Below are 20,811 nucleotides of genomic sequence, written 5' to 3' on the forward strand. Positions count from 1 at the left end.
TGCGCCGGGTGGGGTGGTCGAGAATCTTCGTGAGCGGGACGCCGAGGGGATAATGTCCTCGGCGTCGCGCTCTCACCGATCGTTGCTCGCCAACCCGGGCTCCCCGGTTCAGTCGGCGGGCCGGTCGGCCGGGTCGTCGGCCGCGACGGGCGCGGCGGCGGCCGCCCGGGTGCGCATGTACAGCCAACCGACGGCCACCACGAAGACGATCAGACCGAGGAACTTGGCGGGCGTGGCGAACCCGTCGCCGACGATCGCCAGCGGAGACTCGCTGCCGCTGGCGGCGACGATGCCGGCGAAGAGCACACCGAAGAGGCTCTCCCCGACGATCAGACCGGTCGCGAGCAGGATGCCGAGGCGCTTCTTGCTCTCGACATTGCCGCCGGAGCTCTCCGCCCAGCGGTCGTAGAACCGGCCGAGCAGGGCGCCGATCGGGATGATCAGTGTCAACGCCATCGGCAGATACATACCCATACCGACGGCCAAGGGCGGCAGTCGGAGTCGGCCCGTGCGGGCGAGGACCTCGTCGATCGCGACGATCACCGCACCGATCAGCGCGCCGAGACCGAGCAGCCCCCAGTCGAGCGAGCCGCCGAGGACGCCGGTGGCGAGGGTGGACAGCAGCGCGGCCTGCGGGGCGGCCAGCGCGTCCGGGCCGGCGCCGGGCGCTCCGGCGAAGCCGAACGCCGACTGCATCAGGCCCAGGACCGGCGGGATGATCGCGGCGCCGAAGAGCACGCCGATCACCAACGCCACCTGCTGCTTCCACGGGGTGGCACCGACGAGTTGGCCGGTCTTGAGGTCCTGCAGATTGTCGTTCGAGATCGTCGCGACGCCGAAGACGACCGCCGCGGTGAACAGCGTGTACGCCACCAGCGCGAGGGACTGGTCCTCGTTGGCGCTGCCGAAGGTGAACTTGATCAGCAGGGCGGCGACGATCACCACCAGGATGCCGACACCGGATATCGGGCTGTTCGACGAGCCGATCAAACCGGCCATGTACCCGCAGACCGACGCGACGAGCAGGCCGACCAGGAAGACGAAGATCACGCTGACCGCGATCAGTTCCGTCGAGTTGCCGTGGATGGCGGTCTGATTGGCGAAATCCCAGAGCAGCAGACCGATCGGGACCAGCAGCACCACGATCACACCGGCGACGATGTTGATCGGGATATCCCGCTCGGTCAACGCGACGGATTCCCCCTCCCGCCGGGCCCGGGTGGACACCAGGGCCGCGCGGATCCCCCGCACGACCGGTCCGATGATCTTGATCAGCGTCCACAGCGCCGCAACGGCGATCGCGCCGGCACCGATGATGCGGACATCGCCCGAGAAGATCGCACCGACCGACTGCAGCAGCGGCTCCCCCGCCGGAAGGTTCCCGGCGGTGCGGATCGGCAGCAGGATGCCGTACGAGATCACCAGGCCCACCAACATCGCGATGCCGACGGTGATGCCGACCAGGTGGCCGACACCGATCAGGGCCAGCGACAGGCTCGCGCCGAACATCGTTCCACCCGAACCGATCCGCAACGCCCCCGACAACGAACTGCCGATGACCTTCAGTTCGGCCAGCAGCGAGAAGCCGGCGGCGACCAGGCCACCGGTGACGATCACCCGCAGGCCGCGCCGGTTCTCGTCCGCTCCGCGGGTGGTGTCACCGACCTTGAGGACCTCGGCCGCGGCCACGCCTTCCGGATACGGCAGGTCCGATCCGGTGACCAGGGCGCGCCGCAGCGGGATGGAGTACATGACGCCGAGGATGCCGCCGATCGCGCAGACCGCCGCGGTGATCCAATAGGGAAAGCCCTGCCACCAGCCGATCATCACCAATCCGGGAAGCACGAAGATGATGGCCGACAACGTGCCTGCCGCCGAGGCGACCGTCTGCACGATGTTGTTCTCCACCACGGAGTGGTTCGCGAAGTACCGCAGGATCGCCATCGAGATGACCGCCGCCGGGATCGCCGTGGCAAAGGTGAGTCCGACTTTGAGACCCAGGTAGACGTTGGCGGCGGTGAATACCAGGGTGATCAGTCCACCGAGGATCAATCCCCTGATGGTGAGTTCACGAACGCCGGACGTGGTTGTCTTGTTTGGAGCCATTGCGACCTCTCACTTTCGACCCGCCGAGATCCGGAATCGCTGCCGCGCTTCGATGCATCCGGCGACCAGAAAAACTCTAGGCTTCCACGTCCTGCGCGAAAAGAATTCCCCTGCAACCCATCGATAAAGCGTGCATTCTGCACTATTTGACCGAATTTCGGTCGCTCGAAAATAGCTCGGAGAGCACTCGGATACCGTGCCGCGCACGCCGTCGAGCCCCGGAAGGCGCGCGGCCTCGGGGACGGTGGTCGCGCCGCCGCACGGTACCTTCCGGGCGGTCCGAACCGTCGGCGTGGCGCCGGCAACCGGGCGGCCATCAGGTAACGAAACCGCCGAACCGTCCCCGGCGCCGCGCATTCTGTGCGACCGTCGCGCCCGTGGTGCATCGGGGCGGCAACGACCGGCGACGGCGGGGAGACCGGGGACGGGAGCGCGCGCAGCGGCGACCGGGAATTCTCGGGCACGGGCGGCGCGCACGCCGCACGGCCGGCCGGCTGCGGCATATCCGACTGACGGCGATCGCCGCCCTCACGGCGGCATTGGTGGCCGGCCTCCCGGTCGGCGGCCTCGCGTCCGCGCAGCCCGCCGCCGACGGGTACCGGTATCTGGACCTGCCGTTGACCAACCGGGACGCCGCGCAGGGGCCGGGCGGGGTGAATCCGGCGCTGCCGGAGGACTACTCGACGGTGCTCGCCGACCTCGACGCCGCCCGCGCGACCGGTGTCCAGCCGAGTCGCTATGCCGCCCTCCTGCAGCAATATTGGTTGCTGGACGCCACCGACGCCGCCGGCATCGATCTGTCGGCGTGGGATCCGCGCACCGGGGCGCAGGCCAACCGCGGCAACCTGATCCGTTCCTACCGCTACTACGAGGATCTGCAGCTCGCGCACCGGGAACTGCAGTGGGCGGGGTTGGCGGGACTCGTCGGCGCCGACTTCGGCGGCGGCCTGCTCGATCTCGAACTGGGCGGCGACATCTTCGCCCTGCCCGGCATGGCCGACTCGGTCCGGGCGATCGTCGACACCGTCGTCGACACGTTGGGCCCCGATGCGATCGACCGCCTGCCCGCCGGAATGCCGGCCGTCGCCCGGGTCGGAACGTCGATCACCCCGCAGGACATTCACCAGGTGATCGGGATGATTCTGGTGATGCAGAAGAACATCTTCGGCGACTTGATGCCGATGCATCAGGCCTACGTCACCGCGGGCCTACCCGGCCTGGTGGAGATGCGGGATGCGGGCCTGATCGGCGACGACATCCTCGCGGCCTGGCGGGACATCGCTTCCGGCGACCCCGGCCGGATAGCCCGCGGCAATACCGCCCTGCTCGACCGGGAGCAGCGGGTGGTGATCGGCGCCCAGTGGGACGCGGTGCGCACCTACCGGGGCGACGTCGGACAGGCGCTGACCTACCTGTCGACTGTGGCAGGATCACCCTCGGTGTCGGGTGTCCTGCCACCACGCGAATTCGATCCCGTCGTGCTGACCGGCACGACGCCCGACGGACGGGCCGCCACCGTGACAGTGCCGCTGCCGAACTGGAACTGGTCGGTCCTGCCCGAGCGCTGGCGGTATATCGACGGCCAGGTTCTGCCCGGCTATACCGCCCTGGTCGACGGGCAATGGCCGGCATTGGAAGCGCAACTGCGCGAACCGTACGAGGTGCGCATCGAGGAGCACCGTCCGCTGATGTCGATCCCGACCATCCTCGAGTCCGCGGCCCGCGGGACCCGCGTGGAGATCTCGTGAAGCGCCTGCTCGCGGCGGTGGCCGCCACCGCGGCGGTCGCGATGATCCCGCCCGCGATCGTCGCCGCCCCGGCCGGGGCTCAACCGACCTCCGACGACGCCCCGGTCGCCGACGGCGGCGCGGTGGCCAACCCGGTCCCCCTCGCGACGCCGCCGCTCGGCGCGATCTTCAGCGGCTTCGTGATCACAACCTTCCACGAGGGCCGGGTCGCGACGATCGACGAGATCATCGCCGGGCTCAACCCCGCCGGCGACCCGTTCTACGACGAACCCGCCCTCACCGGCGCCGAGGCTCCCGGCACGGTCCTGCGCAGCGAGCGGGTCCAGGTGTTGTACAGCGGTTTTCGCCCCGCGAACGTCGAGGCCTATCGGCTGATGTACGTCACCCGCGGCGTCGACGACTCCCCGACGATCAGCACCGGCATCCTGATGATCCCGCAGGACGGACGCTCCAACGCCGACCGTTCCCTGGTCGCGTACCAGGCGGCCAACGACAGCCTGGGCGCCTTCTGCCATCCGACGTCCTATTGGACGGGCGCCGATCCGATGGACGCCGGATCGTGGTCGGCCCTCAGCCCGCTCGCGTTGATGTTCAACGCCGGCCATGCGGTGATGATGAGCGATGTCGGCAACAACGGCAGCCCGAAACCGCACGGCGTCTTCGCCGGTCAATTCGCCGGCAAGGCGATGCTCGACGGGGCCCGCGCGGCGCTCGCGCTCGAACCGGCCGGGTTGAATCCGCGAACCCCGGTCGGCCTATTCGGTATCGCCGGCGGCGGGGTCGGCGCCGGGTTCGCCGCCCAGCTCCAGCCGGACTATGCGCCGGAGCTCGATGTGCGCGGCGCCGTACTGGAAGGCATGGTGGTCGACCAGCGTTCGTTCATGCGGGTCGCGGACGGCTCGATCGGCTCCGGCTTCGCCTTCGCCAATCTGTTGGGTCTCGAGCCCTGGTACCCCGAGATGCGGATCGACGACAAGCTCACCCCGACCGGCCGAGCGATCGCCGACGTGTACCGCACCCAATGCCAGGTCCCCGCGTACTTCGCGATGCCCTTCGTCCCCTTGCGTCTGTTGTTCGCCGACGGGGCGAATCCAGCCGATATCCCGGACTTTCAGGCCGCCTATGCCGACAACCTGCTCGGCCGAACGGCGCCGCGGGCCGAGGTGCTGATCTCCTCGTGTGGAGCGGATGATTCGCCGATGTCGCTGGTGCCGGCGCAGGATTCGCGCGATCTGGCCACCCGATGGGAGGCCGGCGGTACCCCGGTGACCTACGCCCCCTCGGACTGCTCGACCGAACGGATGCTCACCAACCTCTACGGGTGGGGCACCGACCTGTTCGGCGCGCAGACCGTCGACTGGCTCAATCAGCGGCTGGTCTGACCACCTCCGGGTGCGCGGCGATCCACCGACGCGCCTGCTTGGCGGCCCGACCGAGCGCGAGCCGCTCGCCGATATAGGTCGCCGGCGCCCCGATCACCGGAAAGTTGCTGACGAAGCGGAAGAATCCGTTCGGCAGGGGGCGATGGCCGAGCTCGTCGTCGAGCGAACGCAACTTCTGCCCGGTCCGCCACAGGGTGCGCAGCAGCGATCGCGATCGCTTCTCCGGATCCGCCGCACCGGTTGCCGTCACACCGGTGCCGGGGGCCGGATCGTCGTGCGCGACCGCATCGGCGGGATCGATCGCGGCGGTGTCTGTCGCGGCCGTGTCGGCGGCGTCGATCGCGACGGTGTCACCGGCGGTTGCCGCGTCGATCGGTCGGTCGAAGAGCAACTCCGAGAGCATCCGCACCTGGGCGGCCCGATCGGTGACCCCGAGCTCCCGCGAGACCGCCACCAGCACCATCGCCTGGTTGGCCAAGCCGAGGACCTCGGTCAGCGGCAGCCGCCGTGCCCAGATCCCGAAGATGCCGGGGAAGGCGACCGCCACCGTATTGAGCGCGCCGATCCGGCTGACCCACCAGGACGCCCGCTTGTCGATCGACAACCTGCTCCAGCCCTTGGTGCCGGGCAGCTCGATCAGGTCGAGTACCTTCCCGAACGCCTTCTGGAGGGCGGTGGCCACGGCGCGCAGTCGGGATCGGTCGGCGCCCTCGGCGGAAGCGGGTACCGGAAATGTACTGCCCTTGAATCCGAAGGGGTCGCGCAACGCGATCGTGTCGAGGACCGGGTTGATCCCGGCCACCGCCCGATCGAGGACGGCCACGATGGTCGAATCGGCAATGCGTTCGCTCATTGGACCACCCTGTCACAGCGCGCGCCCCGATACGCCGAGCCCTCCCGGTCCGGTCGGCCGTTGCGTGACGCCCCCTTCCATCGTCGAGTTGAGTTGCGGATACGCGTGGGCCGGCTACCTTTGCAGGATGGCGATCAGCGGGGTGCTTCTGGACATCGACGGCGTGTTGGTGACCTCGTGGCGCCCGATCGCGGGAGCCGCGACGGCGCTGCGAGTTCTGGGCGACAGCGGAATCCCGCGATCGTTCCTGACCAATACGACCTCGCGTACCCGCCGGCAGATCGCCGGGCAGCTGACCGAACTCGGGATGCCGGTGCAGACCGAGGAGGTGGTCACCGCGGCGTCGCTCGCCGCCGACTACATCCGCGAGACCTACCCTGGCGCGCGGTGTTTCCTGGTCAACAGCGGCTGGATCATCGAGGACATGCCGGGTCTCGACCTGGTGGACCCGAGCTACTACAGCGGTACCTCCACCCCGGAGAAGCCGGATGTGGTGCTGCTCGGCGGCGCCGGACCCGACTTCACCCACCTGGTGCTCAGTTGGGTCTACGACTGGATGGACCAGGGCGTTCCGGTGGTCGCGATGCACCGCAGCACCACCTGGGCGACCAAGGACGGTCTGCGCATCGACACCGGCATGTACCTGCTCGGCATGGAGCAGACCTCGGGCCGCACCGCGACGGCCGTCGGCAAGCCCGCGCCGACCGGATTTCTGGTCGCGGCGGGCAAACTCGGCCTCGACCCGGGCGAGATGTGGATGGTCGGCGACGACCTGCACGGTGACGTGCTGGCGGCGCAGGGCGTCGGCATGACCGGCGTCCTGGTGCGGACCGGCAAGTTCCGGCCCGAGGCGTTCGAACGGTGGTCGGAGGATTCCGCGGCCGCACAGCCCGATCACGTGATCGACTCGATCGCCGACCTGCCGGCGGCGCTCGGGCTCTAAGCCCGCGCGCCTATCGAATCCCGCGCCTTCGGATCCGGCGCCTATCGGCCGCCGAGGCGCAGCGCGGTGCGGATCATCGGCCACTGCAGCGGCAACCGGGCGACCGTGCCGACAAAGGCCGCCCGCCATCCCGCGGTGCCGGTGCGCGCCGCCCGCTTGCCGATGTCCGCGCTCATCTGGATATTGGCCGGGAAGATCGCCACGAGCAGCCCGGCGCTCGCCAGTCCCGCGACCGTGCGGGTGCGCGGGTACAGCAGGCCCGCCGCGCAGGCCAATTCGGCCACCCCGGAGGCGTACACCAGCGTGCGATGCGCGGGCAACGCCGACGGGATGATCCACTCGAAGACCTGCGGGCGCACCAGGTGCAGGACCCCGGACGTCGCGAAGACTCCGGCGAGCCCGGCACCGTCCTTCCCGAGGGCGGGGACGGAATCCGACGTGGTGACGAAGGCTGGGGTCATCGATGGCCCTTCCGGTGACGGGTACGGCTCGGTCGCCGTCCCGGGTAGGACGATTGTGCCCCCGGCGCCCGCCGACCCGACACCCGCCATCGATCGATGGGGTCCGATACCGGGACAACCCACCCGAAGTGGACAACGATGACTCTAGAGTTGGCTGGATGACCGGCACACCCACGCTTGCCCCGGGCAGCGAGTTCGCCGGATATCGCATCGAGCGACTGCTCGGTGCGGGCGGTATGGGCGCGGTCTACGCCGCCCACCATCCCCGGCTGCCCCGACTGGTGGCGCTCAAGCTGCTGCATCCGTCGTTCTCCTCGGATCCGGTGTTCCGCAGTCGATTCGAACGTGAAGCCGAGATGGCCGGCCGGCTGGACCATCCAAATATCGTCGCGATCCACGACCGCGGCCGCCAGGACGACCAGCTGTGGATCAGCATGCAGTACGTCGACGGGCACGACGCCGCCACGATCGTCAGCGACGGCCCCCTGGCCGGCGAGCGGGCTCTGCACATCGCCCGGGAGACCGCCGCGGCGCTCGACTACGCGCACGCCGAGGGCCTGCTGCACCGGGACGTCAAGCCGGCGAACATCCTGCTGCGGGCGCGCACCTCCCCGCCGCAGGTGCTGCTGACCGACTTCGGGATCGCCAAGGCCGGCAACGAGGTGTCGTCGCTGACCGAGACCGGCACCCTGCTCGCCACCCTGCACTACGCGGCGCCCGAGCAGCTCCACGCGGGCAACCTCGGCCCGTTCACCGACCAGTATGCGTTGGCCTGCACGCTATTTCATCTGCTGTCCGGACGGCCGCCGTACGACGGCAATGCACCGGGGGCGGTGATCACCGGCCATCTGATGTTCCCGGTGCCGCGGATCACCGAGCGGCGACCGGATCTGCCGAAGGCCTTCGACGCGGTCTTCGAGCGGGCGATGAGCAAGGATCCCGAGTATCGCTTCCCGAGTTGCTCGGCGATGGTGGCCGCGGCGGCCGCAGCCCTGTCCGACCCGTCGCCATCCGATCCTCGGCATACGATGCGCGCCGAGCACTGGTCACCGCCGCCGGCAGCCACCGTCCATGCCCCACCGTCGTTCGGCTCCGGACCGCCGTCCGGTCCACCGCTGCGATCCGGGCCGCACGCCGCCTCCGGACCGGCTGCTCCCCCGCCGGCCCGCCGCTCCCGCCTGCTGATCGCCGGGGCGGTCGTCGCCGCGATCGCGGCTGCCGGGTTCGGCGCATTCGCGCTGATCACACGCGATGCGGGCGGTTCCGATACGGCGAGCGGGGCCGTATCGGTCACCTCCGCACCGGTCACATCCGAGGTGGCGGTCGCCGATCCGGCGCCGGACGCGTGGGCGGCCGGGCGGGCGACGATCTCGATGTTCCCCGATCTGCTGCCCGCCGATCCGGACGCCCGCGGTTACCGGGACCTGCAGTGCGCATTCGCGACCAGGAATCCGGATTCCTCCTGGGAGTACGGCTTCACCTGCAGCGATCCCGAGGGCATCGACCTGCAGGTGCTCACCCACGACAGCCCCGCCGCGGTCACCAACTACGTGGCCACCCTGCCGGAGGGCAACGAGCTGGCGCTGACCTCGCGCTACGGGGTCCCGATGACCGTTCGTCAGTACAACGGGTCCACCGGGCCCTGGATATCGGTGCAGTTCGGCACCGCACCCCAGTCCGCCGTCCTGTTCCAGGTGTTCTGGAACGGGCTACCGCACCAGGAGATCATCGACCAATGGTTGCTGACCGCACCGATGTGATCGGCCGACATCCCGCCGCGCGGGTGGCCGCTCTCGCCTTCGCCGCCCTGACCCTCGTCGCGTGTTCCGGCGGCACGGACACCACCGCCGCGGTGGACCTGCAGGCGCTGGATGTCGGCGGTTACAACGTGCAGCCGATCGATGTCGAAGCCAATCGCACGCCGACCGACGGGCGAATCCTCGAGGGCATTCGGATGGCGGGCGCGATCGTCTACCCCCACCTGCTCGACGCCACGCTCACCCACGATTGGGGGTCGGAGGTGATCTCGACGCCGGCGACCGCCTCCGATGTCGCTGCGGTGTCGAACGTCAACATCCCGACCCTCGAACGGCACGGCCTGGTCACCGGTTTCGACGTCACCGAGGGTGACGCCGCCTTCGGCACCGAGGGGGCCGCGGTCACCCGGGTCTTCCTGATGCGCTTCCCGGACGCGGCGACGGCCACCGCCGCCGCGCTGGACCTGCAGCAGACCGACTTCGCCGTCAGCCCGGACAATCGGCCGCTGAGCATTCCGGGATATCCGGACGCCCATGCGCATTGGCGCCCGGGCATCCCGACGATGAGTGCGCTCTACGCGCGGGATCAGTTGGTGGTCAGCATCTTCGTTCAGCATCCGCAGCCCTTCGAGCAGCAGATGATCAATCGGGTCGCCGATGTACTCGACGCGCAGGTGCCGCTGATCGACGGCTTCGAACCGACCCCGGTCGACGCGATCGATCAACTGCCGCGCGACCCCGACGAGATCCTGCTCCGCACCCTGATTCAGGGTCCGGCGGACCAGACCGTGCCGATCTCGGGCACCGACTACGCCGCTTGGGCCGGGCCGGCGGTGATCCGGTTCCGGCCGGTCGCCAACCCCGAACTCGAGGCGGTCTGGGACGACGGCGGCGTCGACGCCGTCGGCTACTCCGCCCCGAATATGGTCTTCCGCTTCCGGGATGGCGATGCGGCCGAGGCGTTCGCCGATGCCTGGCAGAACAGTCACCGCGCGGGGGTCACCCCGATCGACGGACCGGCGGGGTTGGCGCAGGCGCGGTGCGCCGAACGGCCCGATACCGCGGATCAGCCGGGGGTGGCGCGCTGCTTCGTCACCAACGATCGGTACGGCGCCTTCCTGACCGACGGAAGCGCGGACCGGGCGCGGCAGATGGCCGCCGCCCAGTACGCGCTCCTCGAGAACAGCGAGTAACTGCTCACCCCCGACCGGCTCGGTCGGGGGGTGTGGGTCGATCAGGGGGCGGGGTTGATCACCCGTCCCCAGGTGGACTTGTTGCCCCAGATGTTCTGCCGCAGCCCCTCGAGCTGCAGGACCTGGGAGTGGTCGACGAAGAGGTTGACCTCGTTGCCGTAGTTCTTGATGTACCACTCGAAGACCGGGCCGTCGGCGGCCTCGAACATCACGTTCTCGAGTCCGACGCCGTTGATGATCGACGCGGCCGCACCGGTATTCCACTCGGTGACGTTCTCGGTGATGCCCTCGGACTCGATCATCACGATGTCGGCGCCGGCGTCGAGGCACTGGCGGGCCCGCGAGATCAGGTCGCCGACGTCCTTCTTCGACTCGGCGGCCAGCTCGGCCTCACCGGAATCGCCACCGGAACCGATCTGAATACCCAACTCGGGCTTGGCCTTCAGACCCGCCTTGGTGACCTTCTCGACCAGTCGCAGCAGGCCGGAGGTGTTGAGCATGATGAAGCCGGTCGAAATCTCGATCACGTCGAAGCCGACGTTCTTGGCCTCGGCGAGGTACTGGTCGACCGCGTCGTCCCCGTAGCGCAGGACCGTTTCGATCCAGCCGCCCGAGGAGACGTAGGCGTCGTTGTTGTGGGCGATATCGCTGAACGCCTTGACCTGCTCGGTCGGCAGGAGGGCGAAGGAGCCGCCGGCCCATTTGATTCCGTCGACCCAGTTGCCGGCGACGTCGAAGACGTCCTGGAGGTGCCGGGTGCCGAAGGTGTTGTAGTAGGGCGCGCGGATCTCGGTGATGCCGAAGCTGCGCGGCTTGGCCGGCCGGTAGGCGCGGGGAACAAAGTTGAACGAAACATCATGCGGTACTGCGGTTGTCATTCGATATCTCCTTTGATGTCGAGAGCGGTGAAAGTGATCAGACCAGCGCGCCGGCGCCGACTCGGGCGAGCGCCGCGGTCAGGGTGGCGACGTCCTCGTTCTCGAGGTTGCGCACCAGACCGGCGATCTCGTCGCGGAGGACCTCGTCGGCGAATCGTTCGGTCAATGCGTCGAACTTGGCGCGCGCGGCCGTCCAGCCGATCGGGTCGTCGTGGAAGCCCTCGTAGCTGCTCTCGGTGACGTGGAAGGTCGTTCCGTCGACGAGGGTGACCGTCAGGTCCGCCGGCATCTCGTCGGGGAATCGCGCCGAGAAGCTGTCGTCGGGGATGATCTCGACCTTGGCCATCAGCTCCTGCACGTCGTTGGCGACGATGCGCTCCGGGTCGTACTGGCGCGGGGTCAATTCCCCGTCGATCAGCGTGACCGCGACCATCCACGGCAGCGAGTGGTCGGCCTCCTCCTTGGTGCGGATGGTGCGCTTGTCACCCTCCTCACCCCCACCGATGATCGAGTAGGCGACATCGAAGGTCCGCAGCGTCACCTTGTCGATGGCGCGGGCGAGGAATCCGTCCTGGGAGCGGATGTCGAGCGCCGCGTCGAGCGCGGACTGCGAGTGGATCTCCGCGTTGTACTTCTTGACGATGCTGCGGGTGACGCGTTCGAGATCCTCGGCGGACCAGTCGATCTCGAAGGGGCCCGCGATCGAGTCCTTGAATCCCTTGTTGCCCTCGAAGACCTCCTCCGGCCCGGTGATGCCGCGCGAGGCGAGCAGCGCCGCGAAGGTGCCCTCCTTGGAGACCTGCGGATAGGCGAGGCCCTTCCAGTGGCTCAGATTGCCGGTGCGGGTGACGCGCAGCGCGTTGTTGGCGGTGCCGGAGATCGCGATAGCGTTGGCGATCTGGGATTCGTTGAGGCCCAGGGCCTTCGCCGCCGACGCGGCGGCCGCATAGGCGCCCTGCGTCGTGTGGTCGAAGCCCTTGGCACGCACCGGCGCGACATCCGACAGTCGGGAGTGCACCTGATAGGCGACCGCGAGGGCGGTCAGGAATTCGCGGCCGCTCGCGCCTACCGACTCGGCGGCGGCGAGCACGGCGCCGAGGTTGTCGGACGGGTGATTGGTCTCCCCCTTCGCCAGGTAGGAGTCCATGAAATCGAGATAGCGGCTCAGCGCGCTGTTGTAGAACGCGGCGCGGTCGGGTGAGGTCTTGCCGCCACCGATCAGGGTGGATGTGGGCGCTCCGCCGAGGTCGTCGGTGAGCTGTCGGATGGCGCGGATCGGTTCGGCGTCGAGAGCGCCGATCGCCACGCCGAGGGTGTCGAGAACGCGGATCTTGAGTTGGTCGAGCGCTTCGGGGCTGATCGTGTCGAATCGCGCGTTCGCCACGAATCGTGCGAGGTCCTGAACTTCGGTCATACTACCTCCTGTTTGATTAGCCTTACCTAACTAAGTATACGCTTACTTTCCCGATTCGGCCGGCCCCTCCCTCGGGCGGGAACCGATCCGCGATCCCGTGCGTCCAAGTGCATCGGGTGTCCTTTCGCCCGAGATCCGCAGATCAGGGGGCCGAACATGGAGACCGAGGCGAAGCTGCCGCCGGACGTCGAGGCCGTTGACCCCACGACGCTGCCGCCGGTGCTGTACGTCCCGTGTGTGGAGCACGGCGCGGATATCGCCGACGTCGAGTTCTCCCTGCGCGCCACCCGCGACGGGCGCAGCGCCCTGCTCGCCTATACCGCGCTCGACCGGCTGCGGGACGGCTGCGGTGCCGACCAGGCCTGGGTGCTGCTCCCCCTCGCCGGTCTGAGCGCGCTGCACCGCGAACATCCGTGGGGCCTGCTGGTGCTCGACGTCGCGGTGCCGGCGGATCGGCGCGACCACGCGACCGCCGCCATCGGCCGACCGATCGGTGATGCGCGGTGAGTCAGGACGTGCGGTGAGCGGGGAGACGGTCGTCGATCCGGAGGCTCTGCGCTCGGTTGTCGGGACGCTGCTCGGCGCGGTCGGGGCGCTGGACGATTCGGCCGCGTCCATGCCGGGCACCGGAGGCGGCGGCGACGCCGAGCTGTTGCTGGCCGCGATGTTGGCGGCGTTCTCCTCCGCGGCGGTCGACGTCCTCGGCGAGGGGCAGGTCCTGGGCGACCTGGCCCGGGTATGCGCGGACGACTACGAATCCGCCGACGCGGCCGCGGCGGCGGAGTTGTTGACCACCACGGAGCCGGGCGGATGAGCGGCGACCTGGAGACACGGATCGAGGGCGACCCGGCGGCGATCGAAGCGATCGGCTCGTGGTTGCGCACCACCCTGCGCGATGCGGCGACCGCCTACGCCGACACCGTCCTCAAGGAACGCAGCAATGCGGAGGCGGCCTGGGACGGCGACACCTCCGAGGCGTTTCGAGCGCGACTGACCACCCTCGCGGGCGGCGTCGACGTCCTGACCGAGCAGGCGCATACCCAGGGTTCATCCGTCGACGCCCTCGCCGCCGACCTGCGCACCGCCCAAGCCGAGACCGAACGCGCGCGACAGACGGCACGCGACGGCGGCCTGACCGTCGACGGCACCCTCGTTCGCTATCCCGGCGAGGGCCCTCCCGCGCCCACTCCCCCGAGCGCCGACGCCCCCGCCTTCGTCGTCGACGGCTACCACCGCGCCCTCGCCGACTTCGACGCCCACCAGCAGTTGCTCGACTATTGGAAAACGGTGGTCACGATCGTCCAGGACGCCATGACCGCCTGGGACGCCGCTCTGACGGCTGCGGCCGAGCGTTGGCTATCCGGCGGCGGCAACCTCGCCACCCTCGCGCACGGCTTCCTGGCGGGAGCGGTAGGCGGTGTGTCGTTGTCAACAGACCGCTACGCGTTCGAAGCTCGGGAGACGCTTCACAGGAGCAACTTGGAAAGCATCCGCAGTCACATCGATGCGATGACCAATCCGGACGGGAGCACCCGGGCACCGTCCCGGTGGATGAACGACATGCTCGACAGGCTCGACGCCGAAGCTCGTGCAGCCGCTGCCGCCAAGGCCGATCTCGACAACGCGATCAAACCGTCGGCGAACGTTGCCCGAGTGCTCAACGGCCTGGGCTACGTCGTCACCGGCTATGCCGTCTACGACGATTGGGCCAACGGTGGCGAGTCCTTCGCGCAAGCCGTCACCTCCAACGGCGGTGGTCTGCTGGCAGGCGCGGCAGCAGGAAGTCTGTTCGCCAGTGCCGCGTCTGGTGTAGCAGCGGGTGCGGTACTCGGGAGTACTGTGCCGGTGGCGGGCACCGTCGCCGGTGCGATCATCGGCGCGGGCGTCGGGATTTTCGCTTCCGGGACGATCGACTCGATCTGGGAGAATGGTTGGTCGGCGGATGCGTTCAGTGACGGATTCTCAGAGGTCGACGGAACGCTCGCTGTAGTGAGTGGACTGGCCGGAAGCGGATGGAAGGCGCTGTTCGACTGATGCTCTTCTTCGCAACTCCTCGGAAGCGCTGGCAGGCGTGGTTTGTCACAGCCACCGTCGTTGCCTTTGGGTCTGCGCTGATCGTCGCAGGTTTCGCGAGTATTCCAGCCGGATGGTCGTGGAACACCGTGTCCATTCCGGTTGGCGTCTTCTTCTGCACCGGTGGGCTGGTCATGTACTCCTGGCACCTGGCCAAGCCACAACCAGTCCTTGTGGAGATGCGCCCCGGTCAGGCGATCATTCCAATCTGGAGAACGTATCTCCATGGCGCACTGACCATTACTGCAGCCATGCTTCTCGTCGCCGTCTGGGGACTTGGCACCGCACTACTCTTGGAATCCATCTGGTGGCCGTGGTTACTTGCCGTCGCAATTGCGCTACCTGGTGCGGTGCGGGTGTTCCGGTCGATCCGCGACTCCCCAACCCTTGTCCTCTCACCGCACGGAATCCGTTACAGGGGACCGGGAATCAACAGATACCTCGACTGGTCCGATATCCGGTCACTCGAAGTCGATGAAGGCCGTTTCGGGAGAATCATCCGTGTGGTGGGGAGCCCACTCGCCCCTTCATATCAACACGCCAAGCGCTATCGCGTACCCCCATACGAATCAACGATTCCCGATCGCACCATGGAGGTTTCCGCCCACGGCCCTCGGGAGGACGACCTGATCCGGGTCATCCTCCCGGTTCTCAGGGAATGCCTCCGCAACCCTCGCGTGCGGACGGAAATCGGCACCCCCGCTTTCCAGAGCCGCCTGGACTCGGCGGCACGCCTCGCGGAAGTCGACAGTGCCGATACCAATACCAACCCCCACGAGTCCCAGTAGTCACCACCTCGTGGGCCTACTCGAAGAAACTACCCTCGGAACGACTCGCAAGGCCCCGTTCGCGATGCTCAAGCGCTGGACGGGTCCAGTGGCCCGGGGATCGGCCACAGTTCGAGCACCGGCTATCAGTGGTCACAGCAGGCTACGCACCCGGGCACCATACGCGTCTACGTCCTCGCCTCTGCCCCAATCGGGCCGTGTAGCTGCGGGCGGCCCACCGATCACGGTCTGCCAAAGCTTCGGCGGTTCCCTACGTCTCTCTCGGAGCCACCATGGCAGAGCCACCCTCGGCCATACGGGTCCATCCATGGGCCACCGGCGCGTCCGGCCACGCGTGGTCTCGGGAGTGGCTCTGCCTTACTTACGTCTTCGACTTCCCGGTCGAAACCGTGGCGCACTCATCGGCTTGCCGAATCCAGCACGGAAGGCGCTTTTCGACTGATGAATCCATTCGACAGGTTGAGCAACCGCTGGACCGCCCGGATCGCGATCACCGTGACGTCCCTCCTCGGCTGCATTCTGATCGCGAGCGCGTACTTCGACGGCGGTCGGCAGGGCGCGTGGTTTCTCCTCGTCGCTCCCACCGGGCTGATCTTTCTGGCGGTGAGTTGGTTCAGCTACCGCCGATTTCTCGGTGCTCCGGACCCGTTGCACGTACAGGCACTGGATGGCGGCGTCGAGGTTCCCATCTGGCGACGGCAACTCGTCGACCTGTTGGCCGCGATCCTCGCTGTTGTCATCGCCGTCGTATGGGGACTGGTCACGGCGCTTGTCGTCGGCGCCACCTGGTGGCCGTGGGCTCTGGTTCTGGGGCTGGTCGCCGTCTTGACGGCACAGTTCATCCGCTCGATTCGTCGACTCCCCGCGCTGACTCTTCGGACCGACGGAGTGACGTATCGCGGCCCGACGGTCGATTCCTTTCTCGGGTGGGATGACATCGCCCGCATCATCGTGCTCGAAGGCCCGCGGGGGAAGGTACTGGTGATCAATGGTTATCCGGGGAGCCCCTCATGGCGCGCGAAGCGCCGATTCTGGCTGACGCCCATCGAGGAGAAGGGGCCGAATTTTGGTATGGGAGTTGAGATCCAGGGGCCGCGGGACGATCGGATCGTCACCGTCATCGTCCCGCTCCTGATGGCCTACCACCAGAATCCACGGATCCGCTCCCAGATCGGAACCGCCGACTTTTTCGCCCTGCTCGACACTCAGACCCGCCGAGCCGACGTGCAGCATTACGGGTCGATGTAATCCCGATGACCGTGAATCCTGCGCCGAAGAAGTGAGGCAACCGCGGGAGTCCGAGTACCGTCCAGTGAAACGCACTGCGCGCATCAAGGGAGACACCGCGGTGAGAGCACTTCGCTACGCGATCAACGTCACCCTGGACGGTTGCTGCCATCACGAGGCGGGCATTCCTCCCGACGACGAGTCGATGAGCTACTGGACCGCCGAGATGGCGCGGGCCGACGCTCTCCTCTTCGGCCGGGTCACCTACGAGATGATGGAGTCGGCGTGGCGGCGGCCGACCACCGGCGCGTGGCCCGACTGGATGGGCGCCTCGGATATCCCCTTCGCGGAGGCCATCGATGGGGCGAGGAAGTACGTCGTGTCGAGCACGCTGAGCGACGTCGATTGGAACGCCGAGTTGCTCAGTGGCGACCTCGGGCCCGCGGTGGAGCAACTCAAACGGGAGCCCGGCGGGGACCTATTCGTCGGTGGGGTGATGCTGCCTTCGGCATTGGCCGATCTGGGACTGATCGACGAGTACTCGTTCATCGTGCAGCCGGTCCTCGCCGGGCACGGCCCGACGTTGCTCGCCGGTCTGCGCGAGCGCATCCAACTCGAACTCGTGGAACGCCGTGACTTCCGGTCGGGGGCAATCGCCGTGCGCTACCGGCCGGTGAAGGAAGCGGCGTGAGCTGATCGCCGGCCAACGTCGCCGCCCAACATCGCCGGCCCGCGCGTCCGGAGGTCACATCGACGCCGGCGAGCCGTCGCCGACCGGGTGTACAGTCGACGGGGTTCTTGGCCGGGCCTACCAGTGCCCGGCGATTGTGCGACGAGGAGACACTGATGGCAGTGGTCAGCGGGGTGGCCGCCTTGGCCTGCTCAGCCGCTGCTCCCCTGCGCACGTCCTCCCACTGATCGCCGCTTCACCACCCTCGCGTTATCGGTTGGGCTTGCTCGGCGTGCGCCGCAGCCACCTTCATCGTCACGTCGACTCCGCGCGCCCGCAGCCGGGCCCGGTCGGCGGACGCCCCTCGTCATGAGAGCCGATCAACCGATGTTTGCATTGACCGAGAAAGAAATCCGCGCCTCGTTCGTCAACGCCACCCGCCGCGAGGTCACCACCGCGACCCTGCCGGACCTGGCCGAACTGCAATGGGACCGCCTCGACTACCTGGGCTGGCGCGACCGCAAGGCACCGCTGTCCGCGTACGTCATCGCCCCGCTGCCGGAGGGTCCCACGGGGATCATCCTGCGAGCGAACGAGCAGGCCAAGGTGCGACGCCGCACGATGTGCGCCTGGTGCGAGGACGTCGTGGAGACCGGCGACGTCACCCTCTACGTCGCCCGCCGGGGCGGGGCGGAGGGACGGAAGGGCAATACGATCGGCACGCTGATCTGCACCGACTTCCGCTGCTCGAAGAACGTGCGCCGCCTGCCGACCAGCATGGAAGCCGGCACCAAGGACGAGGACGTCCGCCGATCGATCATGGAGACCCGCCGCGAGGGCCTGATCGAACGCTCCCGGGGCTTCGTCGCGGAAATCCTCCGCACCCACTGACCCACCAACGACAACGAGAGTGACAGTTTCTGCGGGCGAACCGCAGAAACTGTCACTCTCGTGACGGGGTAAGAGCTAGCTCTGGGCGGCGGCCAGGGCGTCGTTGAAGGTCTTGCTCGGGCGCATCACGGCGGCGAGCTTGTCCGCATCGGGCTGGTAGTAGCCACCGATGTCGACGTGCTCCCCCTGGACCTCGTTGAGCTCGTTGACGATGGTCTCCTCGTTCGCGGCGAGGCTCTCGGCCAGCGGCTTGAACCGCGCCGCCAGCTCGGGGCTGTCGGTCTGGTCGGCCAGCGCCTGCGCCCAGTACAGCGACAGGTAGAACTGGCTGCCGCGGTTGTCGAGCTCACCGGCCTTGCGCGACGGGCTCTTGTTCTCCTCGAGGAGCTTGCCGGTGGCGGCGTCGAGCGTCTTGGCCAGGATCTTCGCCTGCTCGTTGTCGGTCTTGATGCCCAGATCCTCCAGGCTCACCGCCAGCGCCAGGAACTCGCCGAGCGAATCCCAACGCAGGTGGTTCTCCTCGACCAACTGGCTGACGTGCTTCGGCGCCGAGCCGCCCGCGCCGGTCTCGTAGAGGCCACCGCCGGCCATCAGCGGCACGATCGAGAGCATCTTGGCGCTGGTGCCCAGCTCCAGGATCGGGAACAGGTCGGTCAGGTAGTCGCGCAGGATGTTGCCGGTCGCGGCGATGGTGTCCAGCCCGCGGAACTGGCGCTCGAGGGTGTATCGCATCGAGCGCACCTGCGACATGATCTGGATGTCCAGACCCTCGGTGTCGTACTCGGGCAGGTACTTCCGGACCTTCTTGATCAGCTCGTTCTCGTGCGGGCGGTACGGGTCGAGCCAGAACAGCACCGGCGTTCCGGAGTTGCGGGCGCGGGTGACGGCGAGCTTCACCCAGTCCTTGATCGCGACGTCCTTGGTGGTGCACATGCGCCAGATGTCGCCGGCCTCGACGTCGTGCGACATCAGGATCTCACCGGTCGCGGCGTCGACGATATTGGCCGAGCCGTCCTCCGGGATCTCGAAGGTCTTGTCGTGCGAGCCGTACTCCTCGGCCTTCTTGGCCATGAGTCCGACGTTCGGCACGGTGCCCATGGTGACCGGGTCGAAGGCGCCGTTGGTCTTGCAGAAGTTGATGACTTCCTGGTAGATCCGGGCGAACGTCGACTCCGGCATCACCGCCTTGGTGTCCTTGGTGCGGCCGTCGGCGCCGTACATCTTGCCGCCCGCGCGGATCATGGCGGGCATCGAGGCGTCGACGATCACGTCGGACGGCGAGTGGAAGTTCGAGATGCCCTTGGCCGAGTCGACCATCGCCACCTCGGGGCGATGCTCGTGGCACTTGTGCAGGTCCTCGATGATCTCCTCGCGCTGCGAGGCCGGCAGCGATTCGATCTTGCTGTACAGGTCGGACAGACCGTTGTTGACGTTGACGCCGATCTCGTCGAAGAGCGCCTGATGCTTGGCGAACGCATCCTTGTAGAACACGCGCACCGCGTGGCCGAAGACGATCGGATGCGAGACGCGCATCATCGTCGCCTTGACGTGCAGGGAGAACATGACGCCGGTCTTGCGGGCGTCCTCCATCTGCTCCTCGTAGAAGTCGAGCAGCGCCTTCTTCGACATGAACATCCCGTCGAAGACGTCGCCCTCGTCCAGGGCGACCTTCTCCTTGAGCACGATCGTCTCACCGGACTTGGTGACCAGCTCCATGCGCAGGTCGCGCGCCTTGTCCAGGGTCTGCGACTTCTCACCGTGGTAGAAGTCGCCGCCCTTCATGTGCGCGACGTGCGTGCGCGAGGCCATCGACCATTCGCCCATGCTGTGCGGATGCTTGCGGGCGTACTCCTTGACCGCCTTCGGGGCGCGGCGATCGGAGTTGCCCTCGCGCAGAACCGGATTGACCGCGCTGCCGAGCACCTTGGTGTACCGGGCGCGGACGTCCTTCTCCTCGTCGGTCTGCGGGTTCTCCGGGAAGGCCGGCAGGGCGTAGCCCTTGTCCTGCAGTTCCTTGATCGCGGCCTTGAGCTGCGGGACCGAGGCACTGATGTTCGGCAGCTTGATGATGTTGGTTTCCGGGAGCTGGGTCAGCTCGCCGAGTTCGCCGAGAGTGTCCGGAACCCGCTGGTCCTCTGTCAGATAGTCGGGGAACTCGGACAGGATGCGCGCCGCCACGGAGATGTCCCTGGTCTCGACATCGATGCCTGCCGCATCGGCGAACGTTTCGATGATCGGTAGGAACGACGCGGTCGCCAGCAGTGGCGCCTCGTCGGTGAGGGTGTAAATGATGGTCGGCTTCTGCGCATTCATACTGTATGTATCTCCCGGCGTCGCTGCTGGTGTGCTGTGTCGGAAACTCTTGCCATGTTTTGGCGCCATGGTGGTGGCACCTCCCAGTATCGCCCCCACCGGCGCGTGGCGTGC

At 67.9% G+C, this 20,811-nt stretch carries 18 protein-coding genes; 12 read left to right on the forward strand and 6 right to left on the reverse strand.

Going from position 1 to position 20,811, the window contains the following annotated elements:
• Positions 1–108: 108 nt before the first annotated feature.
• Positions 109–2,106, reverse strand: a complete 1,998-nt coding sequence (locus MB1_RS19210) for an OPT family oligopeptide transporter (protein WP_066911179.1) — start codon at positions 2,104–2,106, stop codon at positions 109–111.
• A 377-nt stretch (positions 2,107–2,483) separates the two neighbouring features.
• Between MB1_RS19210 and MB1_RS26640 the strand changes: the two genes are divergently transcribed.
• Complete coding sequence (locus tag MB1_RS26640; protein WP_245650265.1) at positions 2,484–3,854, forward strand: hypothetical protein; 1,371 nt, start codon at positions 2,484–2,486, stop codon at positions 3,852–3,854.
• 41 nt (positions 3,855–3,895) lie between these two features.
• Positions 3,896–5,236, forward strand: coding sequence for a lipase family protein (locus MB1_RS19220; protein WP_066911378.1), 1,341 nt, complete (start codon positions 3,896–3,898; stop codon positions 5,234–5,236).
• Here MB1_RS19220 and MB1_RS19225 read toward each other — a convergent pair.
• The gene (locus MB1_RS19225; RefSeq protein WP_066911182.1) at positions 5,217–6,089 is read right to left on the reverse strand and encodes a hypothetical protein; all 873 of its coding nucleotides are present in this window, start codon (positions 6,087–6,089) and stop codon (positions 5,217–5,219) included. The two genes, MB1_RS19220 and MB1_RS19225, sit on opposite strands and share 20 nt — an antisense overlap.
• Before the next feature lie 127 nt (positions 6,090–6,216).
• Between MB1_RS19225 and MB1_RS19230 the strand changes: the two genes are divergently transcribed.
• A complete protein-coding gene (locus MB1_RS19230; RefSeq protein WP_066911185.1) occupies positions 6,217–7,032 on the forward strand; it encodes an HAD-IIA family hydrolase in 816 nt (271 codons plus the stop codon).
• A 41-nt stretch (positions 7,033–7,073) separates the two neighbouring features.
• On the opposite strand, the gene MB1_RS19235 is transcribed toward MB1_RS19230, so the two are convergent.
• Positions 7,074–7,493, reverse strand: a complete 420-nt coding sequence (locus MB1_RS19235; protein WP_066911188.1) for a DoxX family protein — start codon at positions 7,491–7,493, stop codon at positions 7,074–7,076.
• A 158-nt stretch (positions 7,494–7,651) separates the two neighbouring features.
• Between MB1_RS19235 and MB1_RS19240 the strand changes: the two genes are divergently transcribed.
• Positions 7,652–9,253, forward strand: a complete 1,602-nt coding sequence (locus MB1_RS19240; RefSeq protein WP_066911191.1) for a serine/threonine-protein kinase — start codon at positions 7,652–7,654, stop codon at positions 9,251–9,253.
• Positions 9,229–10,443, forward strand: coding sequence for a DUF7373 family lipoprotein (locus tag MB1_RS19245; protein ID WP_157084164.1), 1,215 nt, complete (start codon positions 9,229–9,231; stop codon positions 10,441–10,443). The genes MB1_RS19240 and MB1_RS19245 overlap by 25 nt, the downstream gene beginning before the upstream one ends.
• 41 nt (positions 10,444–10,484) lie before the next feature.
• Here MB1_RS19245 and MB1_RS19250 read toward each other — a convergent pair whose 3' ends face one another.
• On the reverse strand, positions 10,485–11,321 hold the full coding sequence (locus tag MB1_RS19250; protein WP_066911196.1) for a phosphosulfolactate synthase: 837 nt from the start codon (positions 11,319–11,321) through the stop codon (positions 10,485–10,487).
• 37 nt (positions 11,322–11,358) lie between these two features.
• Positions 11,359–12,735, reverse strand: a complete 1,377-nt coding sequence (locus tag MB1_RS19255) for an MmgE/PrpD family protein (protein ID WP_066911199.1) — start codon at positions 12,733–12,735, stop codon at positions 11,359–11,361.
• A 156-nt stretch (positions 12,736–12,891) separates the two neighbouring features.
• Between MB1_RS19255 and MB1_RS19260 the strand changes: the two genes are divergently transcribed.
• The 7 genes from MB1_RS19260 (at position 12,892) to MB1_RS19290 (ending at position 18,384) form a co-directional block, all read left to right on the forward strand.
• Positions 12,892–13,242, forward strand: a complete 351-nt coding sequence (locus tag MB1_RS19260; protein ID WP_066911202.1) for an SAV_915 family protein — start codon at positions 12,892–12,894, stop codon at positions 13,240–13,242.
• Between the two features lie 13 nt (positions 13,243–13,255).
• Positions 13,256–13,549 (forward strand): hypothetical protein, encoded by a 294-nt coding sequence (locus MB1_RS19265; RefSeq protein WP_066911205.1) that lies wholly within the window; start codon positions 13,256–13,258, stop codon positions 13,547–13,549.
• The gene (locus MB1_RS19270; protein WP_066911208.1) at positions 13,546–14,769 is read left to right on the forward strand and encodes a hypothetical protein; all 1,224 of its coding nucleotides are present in this window, start codon (positions 13,546–13,548) and stop codon (positions 14,767–14,769) included. The genes MB1_RS19265 and MB1_RS19270 overlap by 4 nt, the downstream gene beginning before the upstream one ends.
• Positions 14,769–15,596, forward strand: coding sequence for a PH domain-containing protein (locus tag MB1_RS25740; protein ID WP_169801703.1), 828 nt, complete (start codon positions 14,769–14,771; stop codon positions 15,594–15,596). Before MB1_RS19270 ends, MB1_RS25740 begins: the two co-directional genes overlap by 1 nt.
• A 495-nt stretch (positions 15,597–16,091) precedes the next feature.
• The gene (locus tag MB1_RS19280) at positions 16,092–16,844 is read left to right on the forward strand and encodes a hypothetical protein (protein ID WP_218000279.1); all 753 of its coding nucleotides are present in this window, start codon (positions 16,092–16,094) and stop codon (positions 16,842–16,844) included.
• A 100-nt stretch (positions 16,845–16,944) separates the two neighbouring features.
• Positions 16,945–17,514 (forward strand): dihydrofolate reductase family protein, encoded by a 570-nt coding sequence (locus tag MB1_RS19285; protein ID WP_066911383.1) that lies wholly within the window; start codon positions 16,945–16,947, stop codon positions 17,512–17,514.
• 366 nt (positions 17,515–17,880) lie between these two features.
• The gene (locus tag MB1_RS19290) at positions 17,881–18,384 is read left to right on the forward strand and encodes an FBP domain-containing protein (protein WP_066911217.1); all 504 of its coding nucleotides are present in this window, start codon (positions 17,881–17,883) and stop codon (positions 18,382–18,384) included.
• Between the two features lie 75 nt (positions 18,385–18,459).
• On the opposite strand, the gene MB1_RS19295 is transcribed toward MB1_RS19290, so the two are convergent.
• Entirely contained in the window at positions 18,460–20,697 is a 2,238-nt protein-coding gene (locus MB1_RS19295; RefSeq protein WP_066911220.1) for an NADP-dependent isocitrate dehydrogenase, read from the reverse strand.
• Positions 20,698–20,811: the final 114 nt, after the last annotated feature.

Origin of the sequence: Millisia brevis NBRC 105863 (genome assembly GCF_001552615.1) — a bacterium.
Taxonomy (GTDB): Bacteria; Actinomycetota; Actinomycetes; order Mycobacteriales; family Mycobacteriaceae; genus Millisia; species Millisia brevis.

Coding starts and splice junctions, on each gene's coding strand:
- MB1_RS19210 (WP_066911179.1), bottom strand. CDS start 2,106: ATGGCTCCAAACAAGACAACCACGTCCGGCGTTCGTGAACTCACCATC.
- MB1_RS19220 (WP_066911378.1), top strand. CDS start 3,896: ATGATCCCGCCCGCGATCGTCGCCGCCCCGGCCGGGGCTCAACCGACC.
- MB1_RS19225 (WP_066911182.1), bottom strand. CDS start 6,089: ATGAGCGAACGCATTGCCGATTCGACCATCGTGGCCGTCCTCGATCGG.
- MB1_RS19230 (WP_066911185.1), top strand. CDS start 6,217: ATGGCGATCAGCGGGGTGCTTCTGGACATCGACGGCGTGTTGGTGACC.
- MB1_RS19235 (WP_066911188.1), bottom strand. CDS start 7,493: ATGACCCCAGCCTTCGTCACCACGTCGGATTCCGTCCCCGCCCTCGGG.
- MB1_RS19240 (WP_066911191.1), top strand. CDS start 7,652: ATGACCGGCACACCCACGCTTGCCCCGGGCAGCGAGTTCGCCGGATAT.
- MB1_RS19245 (WP_157084164.1), top strand. CDS start 9,229: ATGGTTGCTGACCGCACCGATGTGATCGGCCGACATCCCGCCGCGCGG.
- MB1_RS19250 (WP_066911196.1), bottom strand. CDS start 11,321: ATGACAACCGCAGTACCGCATGATGTTTCGTTCAACTTTGTTCCCCGC.
- MB1_RS19255 (WP_066911199.1), bottom strand. CDS start 12,735: ATGACCGAAGTTCAGGACCTCGCACGATTCGTGGCGAACGCGCGATTC.
- MB1_RS19260 (WP_066911202.1), top strand. CDS start 12,892: ATGGAGACCGAGGCGAAGCTGCCGCCGGACGTCGAGGCCGTTGACCCC.
- MB1_RS19270 (WP_066911208.1), top strand. CDS start 13,546: ATGAGCGGCGACCTGGAGACACGGATCGAGGGCGACCCGGCGGCGATC.
- MB1_RS25740 (WP_169801703.1), top strand. CDS start 14,769: ATGCTCTTCTTCGCAACTCCTCGGAAGCGCTGGCAGGCGTGGTTTGTC.
- MB1_RS19290 (WP_066911217.1), top strand. CDS start 17,881: ATGTTTGCATTGACCGAGAAAGAAATCCGCGCCTCGTTCGTCAACGCC.
- MB1_RS19295 (WP_066911220.1), bottom strand. CDS start 20,697: ATGAATGCGCAGAAGCCGACCATCATTTACACCCTCACCGACGAGGCG.